The organism is Sphingobium sp. WCS2017Hpa-17 (assembly GCF_031843765.1).
Taxonomy (GTDB): domain Bacteria; phylum Pseudomonadota; class Alphaproteobacteria; order Sphingomonadales; family Sphingomonadaceae; genus Sphingobium.
Window position 1 is genome coordinate 354187 of sequence record NZ_JAVTIV010000002.1, and the last position, 14057, is coordinate 368243.

A 14057-nucleotide genomic window follows, 5' to 3' on the forward strand; every position below is an offset into this window, starting at 1 on the left:
GCCGTGTTTGCCGAGTAGTGGATACGTCGAACGCATCGGTCGTCAAAGCCAGCCTGTTCGTAAGAATGCGTCGACGGCGGCCCGGCTTTGTGAACACAGGTTGCGTCAGGCGTGCAATCGCTTCTTGGATCAAATAGGCATCGACGCGATGTATACCCGGTTACTGGAACAGAACCGCCGCGTGCCGCACCAGGAACGTCGGATTTTCTCCACGACGTTTCAGCATGCACCGCATCTCCTTCCCGCAGGATAACGTGCTATCTTGCCTTTGGCGGCTTCGCGTCGCTGATGTCATGGCTCTCCGTCATCCTTGTCCTTTGGCCAGACGACGTTCCAACCTTCACTCCGATTGATCTCCCGCAGGATATTTTCCTTGTGGGCGGATCGTTCCAGCAACTGCTTCATCATCGAATAGCCCAGTGCGCGATAACTTTCCCATTGCGCTTCGTCGAAGAACTGGTCGCCGGTGCTTTCCTGTGGGAAGCTGGGATGTTCGGTCGCATAGCCAGTGATGTCTACCGGCAGCCCCTCGAACAGGCGGGGCTTCATCCACACGATATGGCCGGTCAGCTTCTCTTCCACCTCGAAGTCGCCCGTCTTGCCGTTCCAGGGGCGCTGATGGACCTTGAGCAGCAAGCAGAAAGCTGCATCCTTGGGGGCCGCAGCCAGCCCGTCGGACGATCGGGCGGCAGCGCGGACGCGCCAGTCCTCGTCCGATCCGTTCAGGAACAGGGCAGCGCCATCCCGGCCGATGAGCGCCTCCACCTCCGTCCGGTCGGCCACGACCACCGCCATACCCAGATCGATGCGTGCCTTGCGCACCAGATTTTCCATGTCGCCGAACAGAAAGCGCGGGTCGGCGCCATTGTCGGCCACGACGATGGTCTGCACATTGCGCCGCAACAGTTCATAGGCGCCGCTATTTTCGAAATGGCCGCCGTCCGATATATTGATGTAGGCGGTGTCCCGCGTGTAGAGTCCCCGCATCTCGCGGGCGAGGTAGAAATAGGTGATGGTCCCGAGCAGCCAGACCAACGCACGCGCTTTCCACCGTGAGTTGATGCCGTCCGCCTCCTGAATCATCCGGCCTACGCGCCACCAATAGCCCAGGCGGATATTGGCGAAGCTGAGCGCCAGTGACCCACCCAGGCTGGTACGTGCGCCCATGCCCGTGGAGGCCGCGGCGCCGGAAATTGCGCATAACTGTCCCAGAGACAGCGTCTCCACCCCATATTTCTTCAATTCGTCCCAGCGGAAATGCGTCCGCTGGGACACCAGCTTGGCGGTGTCCATGAACACGCCTTCAGGTGCGAAGACCAGCGGTACGCCTTTGCGATCGCGTTCCAGCATCTGTGACTTGTCGGCGCCCTTAGTCTCGTTCAGCGTGACGTTTATCAAGTGGATGGGCGCGGCCGTGCGTGTCTTTTGATAGACATGAATCGGAATCTGGTCCTGCGGGTCGCTCTCCATGATCGACCGTTCGGACCGTGTGAGCGTGCCCGGCGCGCCGTTCAACGCAAGCCGCTGCATGTTGCTGCCGCCGATATAGGCGCGGGTCAGGCGCGAGGCGTAGATTGCGTGCAGTGACGACAGGTTGATGAAGCCCTGCGACGCTCCGGTGAAGCGGAACAGCAATCCGACGATGAAGCACAGGAACAGCATTACGGTTCCGATGCTGACATCACCGAAACGGCTGAGTGGCGCGAATCGGCCGGGTATCGCCCATTGCTGATTGTCGAACAGCAGATACTGGATGCCGATGTGGATCGACACCGCCAGCAACATGTATAGCGCAAGCGCGGCAACCAGAGCGGCAGTCCACAGATAGCGGCCGATCCATCGACTGAGCGTACCGCTGCCATCCTTGAACCAGCTTGGCAGCTTGTTGATGATCCACGCGCCCAGTGGCGCTGCCAGTGTGGCGACGCCGGCAAAGAAGGAAGCATCGCCCGACGCCGCGCGTATCCATGCAAAGCCGGTCAGGCCCAGCGTATCGACGGTCGCAATGCCCGCGATAATGAGCGCCCATGTCAGCCAGTCGGCACTCCAGCGCGTCAGTATCCGGCGGATTTCAGGTGTGAAGGCGTCGCGCTTGCCAATCTCCGTGATATTGGATCGGTTGATCTGCCATGCCGCGAAAATACAGGCGATACAGGCCATGATCGTGAGCGCGACGGTGATGCCCATCAGCACGTCCATCCCGCGCCAACTGACCCGCAGGTCTGCATTTCGGCGCATCCAAAGCCACAGGCCGCCGGCCGCGACCACACCTGCGGCCGTCCCCGAAATCACCAGCGTGATGCGCACCGTCGGATTGCCCAGCCAATCCAGCCAGGCGCGCACCCTGTCCAGACTCTTGCTCTGCGTCACCTTGCGCAGCGCCAGCCGTAGCGCCGATCCGCGATCGGACAGATATTCGGTCAGCCAATAGCTGACGCCAACCGACAGACCCAGGAATACCGCCACAGCCGCCAGCAGCCACACCGGGCTCAGGATGATGCCGACTTCGCTTTTGGGCTTTGGCACGCAATTGCAGGGGGGTGGCGCCTTGGGCTCGATATACAAAATGTCCGCGATGTTGCCTTTTACCGCCGCATCGGCCTGTGCGACCTCGCTCATTTCTTGCTTCAGCCGTTCCTGCGTTGGCTCCCTGTAATCCGCCATTGCGAACGAGGCTGCGATTAGCAGGATCGATGCGAGCGCGATCGGTAACGCGAAGACATAGATCATCGCGATCCAGTTGCGGATCAGATAAGCACCCGCCGCGATAAAGTCTGATGTGCCGTTGGGTGCGAGATAGCGGCTATGCTCGCGCAGCCAGCGTACAGGATGACGAATCCACCTCGGCTCTGCTTGGGTACCGATATTTTTGGCGGTCAGGCTGGCCTGGTCGGTCAGTGCCGACTGGGCGAAATGCGCCTTGGCCGACAACTCTTCGGGTGCAGGTTCGGCCGGGCCATTGGGCATTTCTGGTCCACGCACGCCATCTGGAAGGAACAGACTGCCGAGAAAGCTGCCGAAATAACCACTGCCCGACACGGTCGAACAATAGTCAAAATCCAGAAGCCGCTGCTTGCGGGCCAGCGCCTGGGCGATGCCCAGCGAAATCGTCGCGCTGCGAATACCGCCGCCTGAACAGGCGAGGCCCATCGATGCGTGGGGCACAGGCGTTTGCAGACCGGCGTGATCCAATATTGCCCGGCGTTCGCGCACGACTTCGCGTGCCCGTTCCTTGATCATTTCGGTATATTCGGCAGTGGTCATTGCTGGCTCGGTTGATATCGGATCACCTCTGAGCCAGGCGATAATACCCTGCCACAAGGTTACGACCGCTCCGGCTCCCGCTTCTGCGGGCTTGCGTTGCCAAAATTTTCTTCCGACCATTGTCTGTCCCCCGGTCGCGGGCTGCGCCCTCTCTTTCCTCAACGCCGAATGGATAGCAGCGTATATTTCATCGCCCCCAGCGTTCCTTTGACCGGATAATCGGATATGCGGACGCGGTTGCTCTGGTTGCCGCCCAGCACGCGGATAATATCGCTGCCAATCTTTTCGACAAAGAAGCCGACATGGCCGCCGTCGCCGCTGGCGGATTGCCGCCGCCACACGACGATGTCGCCAGGGTGCGGATCATCGGTCACCGCCTCGCCCCAGCCCTCATCATGCCAACTGCGCGCCCATTTGCTATCGGTGCCCTTCAATCCGGCCTGTTCAACGCAATAGTTGACGAAGGATGAGCACCAGGCGGTTTCGTCCGATGCCGCACCACCCGATGTGCTGCTGTGGTACATGACAATGCGCGGATTGTTCTGTGGACCTGTCACCTCGCGCACGTCCAGAGCCAGCTCGGCCTGCGCGACGACATATGGGCGCGGGATTGCCGGAGCCGACGCCAACGGTAATCCGCCCGCCAGCGCTTTCAGAAAGGCGCGTGCCATGAAACCGTCGGCTATCCCGTCGCCGTCGATGTCCACCTGTACCCAATCGCCTTCCTGCCCCAGCCCGTGCACGATGGTCCCCAACGGCAGCGTCTGGAGCACGGTGAAGCCGTCGCCCGCGCCGCCGCGCAGGCGCAGGCCGCTGCGCGCGATCACCTCGAACACGGCAATGCCTTCGCTGCCCTGCCGTTTGGACGGGGGCAGATGCTGCTGCGGGGTCGCGCCGAACTCACCGAAATCTTCGAAGGCGGGATTGAAGATATTGCCATCATAATCGAACCGGCCAAAGCTCGATTGCAACTCCTGGAATTTCTGGAAGAGCGTCCATTGCTGCGATGCCAGGAACGCCTTCGATCCGGACCAGCCCAAGGAGGCGGGAAGCCAGAATAACGTGGCGTGACCGGTCGATTTCAGCCGCGAACAGACCGCACCCGACCCATAGACTCCAACTCGGAAACGCCCACCGAGTGCCGCGTTCACCTCGGCGAAGTAGCGGTCGATCTGATCCAGTTCGCTGTTCCGGAAGAAATCATGATCTACGCCGAAATAAATGGCGGACCCCGCCGGCTGACCGATCGTCGCGGCCAGTGTCATCGCTCGGTTGGCGTCGCGCGTACCCTTTCCTGCACTAAAATCGTCCAGAAAACCGCCGGCACCGCCGCGCTGCTGGAATACCACGGCGACTCTCAGTCCGGCCGCCGTCAGCTTGCCATATTCGGCGGGCGTCAGGCATTTGGATGGGAAGGTCGACGAGTTCTTGTTGTTGTAATAGCGCACGACCGTACGCACGCCTTCCTGAAACAGGCGCGCGGCATGATCGCCCAGAGGATATGGTGAATCGATGATATCGTGCATGGTCACCCCCAAAATTAACAAGAATCCAGTGCAGCCCGTTGCCGGACGCGACTCTATTTCCTGATTGAGCGACCTGTTGGAAAATAGGGTGCTGATGCGAATTAAAGTCAATTAACAAGAGTGGTTATAACTTTTAGGCAAAATTAACTTATTGAAATAACTTTATTAAAATTTCACCGAAATTTGTCTTTTTTTTGAATTTTGTATTTTTAAATATCGTGACAGAATTATATTTAATCCATAAATATATAAATATAACAGTATAAATCATAGCATTATGAAATGTCTATAGGCACGCTATAACTATCAACTATGTGAAAATGATAAGATGTAATGCATCATCTTCGAATGTGCTCAGGACGGGCTTTGGTGCGCCCGATCCGTTTGGGGACGCAGGCTGGTGCAGATGCGCCAGAAGCGCATTTTCAAACAGATCCTGAGATAGCGGCAAATATGGCTGGATCCGGCACATCGGCGCATCCGACAACCAGATCAAATCACGCATCGCAACGTCTCCTCACGCTGCCATCGAACCGATCAAGCACCTGCTCGGGAAGCGATTGAATAAGTCTTGACCTTACACTACCCCTGTCGGTTACAAGAATAGGGCGAGGCTCAAATGTTATCCGCAAGATAATTTCCTATTCGGGACAGGAAATGTCAGGATAAGCGGGAAATGTGCGAAGTTAATCAGGAGCAAGCCTGTTTCAGGCTTTGATCCGCAGGGTCGCCAGCGCTGCGAGCAGCAGCGTCGCAGCGGCAAAGGCCATGGTCCAGATCGGGTCGCCGGGAAAGAAGGCCTTCATGATTGAGCCCATGGCGGTGGCGACTAGCAGTTGTGGCACCACGACGAAGATATTGAAAACTCCCATATAGACGCCAAGCTTAGCCTGCGGCAGGCTGGACGCCAGCATGGCATAGGGCATGGCGAGGATGGAGGCCCAGGCAATGCCGATCCCCACTTCACTCAGCAGCAGCAATTGCGGATCGCGCAGCACCAGGATACTGCCGAACCCCGCAGCTCCTGCAATCAGGCACAGGGCATGGGCCCGCGCCTTGCCGATCCGCGCGGCGAGCCAGGGCAGCAGAGTCAATGCCGCAACAGCCGCCACGCCATTATAGACGGAAAAAAGGACACCTACCCAATTGCCGCCAGCCTGATAGGCGGCGCTGGCCGGGTCGGCCGATCCGAACATATACTGGGCCACGACCGGCGTGGTGTGAATCCACATGATGAACAGCGCCGACCAGCTGAAGAACTGGATCAATGCCAGTTTGCGCATGATCGGCGGCATGCTGCCAATGTCGCCGACGATATGCGCCAGCATATTGGTTTCCCGCCCGGCTCGCGCCAGCAGGATCGCGGCCACACTGGCGAGTCCATAGCCTGCCAGCAGCATGCCCAGCAGATAGACTTCCTTCTGCATTTCCCACTGTTCGACCAGAAGTGCCACGATCAGGCCGCCGCCAATCCAGGCGAAGCATGGCGCGATGCCACGGGTGGACAGATCGGTTACGGCGGCCGCCCTCTCTTCCGCGTCGGCAAAGGCCCGCATCTCCTCCGGCGCATATTCGCGGGTCGTTAGCACCGTCCATAGCACCGCCGCAAACAGCGCCGCGCCGCCGGCCCAGAAGCTGAATCGCACCGTGTCGGGCACGTGCCCCACCGGTGCGACATTGGCGACGCCCAGATGCTCCAGCAGCCAGGGGAAGAGCGATCCCACCACCGCGCCTGCCCCGATGAAGGCGGTCTGCACCGCATAACCCACCGTATGCTGGTCCTTGCGCAGCATGTCGCCGACAAAGGCGCGGAACGGCTCCATCGAGATATTGAGGCTGGCGTCGAGCAGCCAGAGCAACAGTGCCGCCATTAGCAGCCCGTCGCTTTGCGGCATGCCCAACAGCGCAAGGGCGGACATGATAGCACCCAGCAAAAAATAAGGGCGGCGGCGGCCAAGGCGGCCAAGCCATGTCCGGTCCGAAAGATGGCCGATGATCGGCTGCACCAGCAGACCGGTCAAGGGCGCGGCGATCCAGAGAACGGACAGGCTTTCAATATTGGAGCCGAGCGACTGGAAGACGCGGCTCATATTGGCATTCTGTAGTGCAAAACCGATCTGGATGCCGAAAAAGCCGAAGCTGATATTCCATAACCCGGCCAAGCCCTGCTTCGGCTTTTCTGTCGCCTGCGTCATCCTGCCTCCCCGTGTGGCGTCTGCACGATCGCCTGCATCTTCATCCAGGGCTGGCACAGCACGCCTTGCGGGGCAAGTTGCGCATACGAATTCATACCCAATCGCTGTTCCACATCGGACTTAAGCTACAGGAATTACATGGCATATGTTTAGATCTGGAGCGATTGCAGTTGGTTGGTTGGGGTTTGAATGACTAAGCTCATGACTCATTGATTGATCCAGAAGACAACGGTCGCGGCGATGCAGATGGAGGATATGAAGGTGTGCGCATCGGTCGTAGCGGGGATGGATGCGCCGCCAGTCCTTGAGCCCGCCAAACATGTTCTCGATCTTGTAGCGTTGGCGATAGGGCTTGAGATCGTGCCGGATCGGGGTCTTTGGGCTTTTCTCTGACGGAATGCCGGCGGCGATATAGCGCTCCGCGAGTGTCTTGCGGAACCCGTCGACATCGTAGCACCGATCACCGAGCAGGGCCTTGGCGCGGGGTAGGGCATGGAGCATCAGGACTGCGCCTTTATAGTCGCTCATCTCGCCTTCGCTGAGCAACATGATAAGCGGTCCGTCCCTGCCGTCGCATACGACATGGAACTTCGAATTCAGGCGATCTTTGGCGCGTCCGATATGTCTGGGAGCCACCCCTTCAGAGCAAGCTGGCCGTGGTCCGGTGCGCCTTTAAATGTGTCGCACCGATCATAACTGGTCGGGCTTGCCACCCTGTGTCGAGAGGGTGGAGAAGATCTGGTTGAACACCCCGAACCGGCTCCATCAGATGAAACGATTATGGATCGTCTTGGGCGGACCATAATCAGCAGGCGCATCGCGCCATCGCAGGCCATTCCTGATCACGCAGATGATATCGCTGATGGTCCGCCGATCATCGACCCGTGGCACGCCGTATGACAGCGGGATGTGGCTCGACCCGGCGCATCCGCGCCTCCTACAGCCAGATCAGATCACTCATAGCAACGCCTCCTTGCGCCATCATTGAATCTACCAATCCTCATCGCCGCAAGCAATTTGATAGGTTCCGCGCGTGGGACAGGCCGAGTCGCATAGCGAAACCCGTTTCCCCGTTCGGCTAAAAGGCTGTGCGTAAACATGCTTTACGCTAGGGAAAGCGTTGCATTGTGCTACGAATGCAATTTTTGCAAGTGCGAACATCTCGTTCGCACTTGCGGAAAAATGACGATCGAGGCACAAAGAACGTGCCTTTCAGGCATCCTCTCCTAAAAACTTTCAGGGCTGGTCTTCGGATCGGCCCTCTTTTTGTCCGCATCGGACGGCATGTCGTCCAGCCCTTGCGGCATGCGCCATTCCACGCTGTCATCCAGATAGGCTTCCAGTTCGCGCCAGTGCCGGTCCCAGCCGGGACCACGACGCGCCGGCGGCACTTCCTGCTCGACCATCAGCCGCGCGCGCCGCACCGGATTGGACGGGCGCTGTTCCATGCGCGCCACTATGTCGCGCAGATCCTGGGGCCGGTCCTTGCTCATCATATCCTCCGCGAGACGTCGCAATCGTTCCGTACGCCGCCTTTGGCCTTGAAGCGGGCAGATAGGCAATGGCTTTCCGGAGTGTGATGCAACGAATATTGTCTTGGCGTCACGCTTCCGTCATAAAGCCCCATGTCATTGCCATCCGGCCCCACGGCCCCACCCATCGCCCGTATCCAGCAAAATGTGCTGGCCGTAGGGGAACGTCGCCTTCTCAACTGGTTGTGCGCCCGCATGCCGCGCTGGGTAACGCCTGATTTGTTGACCGGGATCGGCATGGTCGGCGCCTTTGCCATCTTCGCCGGCTATGCCGCGAGCAACTGGGGCGTCGACTGGTTGTGGCTCGCCATCGCCGGTTATGCGGTGCAATGGTTCGGCGATTCCATGGACGGCAGCCTAGCCCGCTATCGCAAGATCGAGCGTCCTTCCTACGGCTATTTCATCGACCATAGCTGCGACGGTCTGGCGACTCTGCTGATTCTGGCCGGCATGGGCGCCAGCCCCTATATCCGCATGGATGTCGCGCTGGTGGCGCTGGCCGGCTATTTGCTGCTGTCGATCCATGCCTATCTGTCGGCACGGGTGCTGGGGGAGTTCAAGCTATCCTATCTGGCGGCCGGTCCCACGGAATTGCGGCTGTTGCTGATCGGACTGACCATCGCGATGATGCTGCTGGGCTATGCGCCGGGCTGGTTCGGTGCAGTGTCCGGCTTCGACCTGTTCGTCGGCATCGTAGGCACGATCCTGGTCCTGCTGTTCATCAAGCAGACGCTGACGACCGCCAAAAGGCTCGCTCTGGCCGAACGCCGCTGATCGGGGTGAGGCCGGTCCGCATGGGATCGGCCCGCCCGTATCACGGGTGGCGATGGTCCCGCGCGCCGCAGCGCGAGATCAATTGATTGAGGCGCACTTCATCCTGCGCGCCCGACGCAAATAATTGGCAAAGCCAATCCAGACACCGTGCCAGTAGCAGCATGGTTCCTCTCCCTCATTATCCGTGCAGCATAACAGATTCGCGGCGGCGGAGAAGGGGGGAGAAAAATTAATATACCTGCTTACTGATCGGCGCCGATCACCCGATAGAGCAGCACTCGATTGCTGACCAGCGCCAGGTCGGTAGCAATGGCCGACTGACGCGCGCTGTAGAGGGATCGCTGGCTGGTGAGGGCGGTAAGGAAAGTGTCGATGCCCGATCGATAGCGCTGGTCCGCCAGATCATAGGCCCGCTGGCTGGCCGTCACCAGCCGGCGCTGCGCCGCCTGTTGCGCGTCGATCGTACCGGCGCGGGCCAGCCCGTCGGCAACCTCCTGAAAGGCGGTCTGCACGGCCTTTTCATATTGGGCGACATAGAGGTCGCGCTGGGCCTTGCTATACTCCAGATTGCCGCGATTGGCGCCGCCGAAGATCGGCAGGCTGGCGGACGGGCTGGCCGACCAGGCGAAGCCGCCGCCGGTGAAGAGCGAGGACAAAGCCGAACTGGCCACCCCGATGGCCGACGTCAGGCTGATGGTCGGGAACATCGCCGCGCGTGCCGCGCCGATATCGGCATTGGCGGCTTTCAACTGATGTTCGGCCTGTAGCACGTCAGGGCGCTGGAGCAGTATGTCGGAGGTGAGGCCCGCCGGCACCTTCGCCACGCCGGCGATCAGGCTGTCGAGCGACTGGGGTAGCAAGGCGTCCTCGACCGGGGCGCCGACCAGCAGGTCGAGCGCATTGCGGTCCTGCGCGACCTGGGTGATGTTGGCGGCGACATCCGACGCGGCCTGTTCCACCGTGGTTTCGGCCTGATGCACGTCCAGCTTGCCGGCCAAGCCGGCGACGTTGAGCGAACGGGTCAGGTCCAATGTGCGCTGCGCGCTGGCCTGCGTCTCGCGCGACAGGGCCAGCAATTCCTGATCTGCCGCCATCGTCGCATAGGCCGTCGCGGTTTCGGCGATCAGGGTGATGCGGGTCGATCGCGCGCCCTCCTCGGTCGCCAGATAGGTTTCCAGCGCCGATTGCGTCAGGTTGCGGACCCGGCCGAACAGGTCGATCTCGAACGCGCTGAAGCCAAGATCGGCGCTGTAGCTGTTCTGGCGAGCATCATTCTGGCGCGTGAAGCTGGCCGCCGCATCGGCGGTGAGGGTGGGCAATTGGGCCGCGCGCTGCACCTTATATTGCGCGCGTGCCGACTGGATGTTGGCGATGGCCACACGCAGGTCGCGGTTATTCGCCAGTGCCCGTTCGATGACCGTGTGCAGGCGCGTGTCGCTGACCAGTTGCGTCCATGGCAGACCGGCTTTTTCGCCTGCCTGCGTCGGGGCATAGGCTTCCCCGCTGGGCAGGGTTGCGGGCACCGGCAGCGTCGGGCGGACATAGGTCGGTGCCATATTGCAGCCTGCCAGTGCCAGCAGTGACGCAGCGGAAAGGACAGCGCGGATCATGCGGGGACTCCTGCGCCGGGCGCCGGGGCGGGCGGCGTAGACTTAGTCTTGTCGCTGCCGAACAGGCGGGCGATGGTGAGGAAGAACAGGGGCACGTAGAAGATCGCAAGCACCGTGGCGGTCGTCATGCCGCCGACCACGGCAGTGCCGATCGCGACGCGGCTCTGCGCGCCCGCGCCGGTTGCGATCGCCAGCGGGATGACGCCGGCAATGAAGGCGAGCGAGGTCATCAGGATCGGGCGGAAGCGCAGGCGCGCGGCCTCCAGCGCGGAGGTCCACGCATCCTTGCCCTGTTTGTGCGCCAGTTCGGCGAATTCGACGATCAGGATCGCATTCTTCGCCGCCAGACCCATGGTGGTGAGCAAGCCGACCTGGAAGAAGATGTTATTCTCCAGCCCGCGCGCCCATACCGCCAGCACCGCGCCGATCAGGCCCAGGGGAATGACGAGCAGCACCGCCAGTGGGATAGACCAGCTTTCATAAAGAGCGGCAAGGCACAGGAACACGACCAGTACCGAGAGGCCGTAAAGAAGCGGCGCCTGACCGCCGGAGAGCTGTTCCTGATAGGAAAGGCCGCTCCAGGCATAGCTGGTGCCGGCGGGAAGCTGCTTCTGCAATTCGACCATCCGATCCATAGCATCGCCCGAACTGGCGCCGCTGCCGGCCTGACCCTGGATTTCGAAGGAGGACAGGCCGTTGAAGCGCGAGACGGTGCTTGGCCCCATGGTCCAGTGGGTCGTTGCAAAGGCGGAGAAGGGGACCATCTCGCCGGTGCTGGTCGATCGTACCATCCAGTTGTCGATATCGGTCGGCAGGGCGCGATAGGGCGCGTCGGCCTGCATGTAGACGCGCTTCACGCGGCCGCGATCGACGAAGTCGTTGACATAGGTGCTGCCCCAGGCAGAACTCAGCACCGCATCGACATTGGCCTGCGTCAGGCCCAGCACGGCCAGTTTCTCATTGTCGATGTCGACCTTGAGCTGCGGTGTGTCTTCAAGCGAGGCGGCGCGGACGCCGGCGAGGATCGGGTCCTTTGACGCGGCCTCGATCAACTGGTTGCGCAGTTCGAGGAAGCGTTCGCGGCTGAGGCTGCCATTGTTGAGCAGTTCGAAGGTGAAGCCGTTCGACTGGCCAAGGCCGCGAATGACGGGCGGGGTCATGCCCAGCACCTTCGCATCGCGGATCGCCGCCAACTGCTTGGTGGCGCGGCCCGAAATCGCCGTTGCGGTGTTCGCCGCGCCCTTACGGTCGTCCCATGGCGACAGGTTGATGAAGCCTTGCCCCACATTCTCACCCTGACCCTGGAAGCTGAAGCCGGTCATGATGAAGGCGAAGGCGACATTGTCCTTTTCATCGTTGAGGAAATAATTCTGCACCTGATCGATAACCGCTGCGGTGCGGCTGGACTTGGCACCGGCGGGCAGGGTGACCTGCACCATCACCTGTCCCTGATCCTCGACTGGCAGGAAGCTGGACGGCAGGCGCACGAAGACCAGCACCAGCAGGCCCAGAATGAGGACATACACGCCCCAGAACAGCTTGCGCCGGCCCATCACCTGCTCGGTGCGGCGAACATAGCCATTCGTCATCCGCTCGAACCAGCGGTTGAACTTGCCGGCCCAGCCCTTGTCGCGATGCTCCTCGCTCGCGGATTTGAGGAGGGTGGCGCACAGCGCGGGCGACAGGATCAGCGCGACGACCACAGACAGCAGCATGGACGACACGATAGTGATGGAGAATTGGCGATAGATGACGCCGGTAGAGCCACCAAAGAAAGCCATGGGCAGCAGCACGGCAGAGAGGACGAGCGCGATGCCGACCAGCGCGCTGCCTATTTCCTCCATCGACTTGATCGTCGCCTCGCGTGGGGAAAGCCCCTCCTCCTCCATGATGCGCTCGACATTTTCGACCACGACGATCGCGTCGTCGACCAGCAGGCCGATGGACAGGACCATGCCGAACAGGGTCAGCGTGTTGATCGAATAGCCGAACAGGGCGAGGATGCCGAAGGTGCCGAGCAGCACCACCGGCACGGCGATGGCGGGGACAAGGGTCGCGCGCCAGCTTTGCAGGAAGACGAACATCACCACGACGACCAGCGCGACGGCTTCGAGCAGGGTCTTGATAACCTCCTCGACCGACAGCTTGATGAAGGGGGTGGTGTCGCGCGGATAGACGACCTTGTAGCCGTGCGGCAGGCTGCCGGACAGTTCGGCGACCTTGGCCTTGACCAGTTCGGCGGTCTTGAGCGCGTCGGCGCCCGGCGCAAGCTGCAACGCGATGCCGGATGCCGGATGGCCGTTCAGCCGGGCCGCCGTGCTATAGCTTTCATTGCCCAGTTCCACCCGCGCGACGTCGGACAGATGGACGATCGAGCCGTCGGTCTGGGTCTTGACGATGATGTTGCGAAACTGTTCGGGCGTTTGGAGGCGCGCGCGCGCCGTGACCGTGGCGTTGATCTGCTGGTTGGCGGGGGCGGGGTCGGCGCCGATCTGGCCGGCCGACACTTCGACATTCTGCGCTGAAATCGCGCTTTGCACGTCGGACGGCATGAGCTTGACGGCGGCCAGCTTATAGGGGTCCAGCCACACGCGCATTGCATATTGCGAGCCGAAAATCTGTGTGGCGCCGATGCCGTCGATACGGGCGATCGGATCCTGGAAATTATTGACCAGATAGTCGGCGATATCCGCCTGCGTCGCGCTATCCGTTTCGTCATACAGGCCGACCAGCATCAGGAAGTCGGTCTGCTGCTTGGTGACGGAAAGGCCCTGTTGCTGCACCGCATTGGGCAGGCGGCTCAGCGCCTGCTGCACCCGGTTCTGCACCTGCACCTGCGCCGTGTCGGGATCGGTGCCCTTCTGGAAGGTGACGGTGATGCGCGCCTGCCCCGTCGCGGTGGACGAGGAGGAGAAATACATCAGGCCATCGATGCCGGTCAACTGCTGTTCCAGCACCTGCGTGACGCTGGTTTCGACGGTTTCGGCGGACGCGCCGGGATAGGTGGCGCTGATGCCGACGCCGGGCGGGGCGATATCGGGATATTGGGCGATCGGCAGCGACAGCATCGCCCCCAGGCCCGCCAGCATGATGCCGATGGCGATGACCCAAGCGAAGATCGGGCGTTCGATGAAATAGCGACTCAGCAACGGACGG

8 protein-coding genes and 1 pseudogene are annotated in these 14057 nt (G+C 61.0%); 1 reads left to right on the plus strand and 8 read right to left on the minus strand.

The window, feature by feature from the left end; all coding sequences use genetic code 11:
• Window positions 1-291 precede the first annotated feature (291 nt).
• The 6 genes and pseudogenes from RQH62_RS05835 to RQH62_RS05860 all read right to left on the minus strand — a co-directional run bounded on the left by RQH62_RS05835 (window position 292) and on the right by RQH62_RS05860 (window position 8481).
• Complete coding sequence (locus RQH62_RS05835) at window positions 292-3264, minus strand: hypothetical protein (protein WP_311267802.1); 2973 nt, start codon at window positions 3262-3264, stop codon at window positions 292-294.
• Between the two features lie 158 nt (window positions 3265-3422).
• Window positions 3423-4790: a TIGR02594 family protein gene (locus RQH62_RS05840; protein ID WP_311267803.1), complete on the minus strand. Its 1368-nt coding sequence runs from the start codon at window positions 4788-4790 to the stop codon at window positions 3423-3425.
• A gap of 310 nt (window positions 4791-5100) precedes the next feature.
• The gene (locus RQH62_RS05845) at window positions 5101-5295 is read right to left on the minus strand and encodes a hypothetical protein (RefSeq protein WP_311267804.1); all 195 of its coding nucleotides are present in this window, start codon (window positions 5293-5295) and stop codon (window positions 5101-5103) included.
• Between the two features lie 202 nt (window positions 5296-5497).
• A complete protein-coding gene (locus RQH62_RS05850) occupies window positions 5498-6985 on the minus strand; it encodes an MFS transporter (protein WP_311267805.1) in 1488 nt (495 codons plus the stop codon).
• A gap of 206 nt (window positions 6986-7191) precedes the next feature.
• Window positions 7192-7913 (minus strand): annotated as a pseudogene (locus RQH62_RS05855) (IS5 family transposase).
• A gap of 298 nt (window positions 7914-8211) precedes the next feature.
• Window positions 8212-8481: a hypothetical protein gene (locus RQH62_RS05860; RefSeq protein WP_311267806.1), complete on the minus strand. Its 270-nt coding sequence runs from the start codon at window positions 8479-8481 to the stop codon at window positions 8212-8214.
• Between the two features lie 129 nt (window positions 8482-8610).
• Here RQH62_RS05860 and RQH62_RS05865 point away from each other — a divergent pair, with 129 nt between their 5' ends.
• The gene (locus tag RQH62_RS05865) at window positions 8611-9291 is read left to right on the plus strand and encodes a CDP-alcohol phosphatidyltransferase family protein (RefSeq protein WP_311267807.1); all 681 of its coding nucleotides are present in this window, start codon (window positions 8611-8613) and stop codon (window positions 9289-9291) included.
• Window positions 9292-9533: 242 nt separating this feature from the next.
• Here the strand turns inward: RQH62_RS05865 and RQH62_RS05870 are convergent, their stop codons facing one another.
• Complete coding sequence (locus RQH62_RS05870; protein ID WP_311267808.1) at window positions 9534-10901, minus strand: efflux transporter outer membrane subunit; 1368 nt, start codon at window positions 10899-10901, stop codon at window positions 9534-9536.
• Window positions 10898-14050: an efflux RND transporter permease subunit gene (locus RQH62_RS05875; RefSeq protein ID WP_311267809.1), complete on the minus strand. Its 3153-nt coding sequence runs from the start codon at window positions 14048-14050 to the stop codon at window positions 10898-10900. Before RQH62_RS05875 ends, RQH62_RS05870 begins: the two co-directional genes overlap by 4 nt.
• Between the last annotated feature and the right edge of the window lie 7 nt (window positions 14051-14057).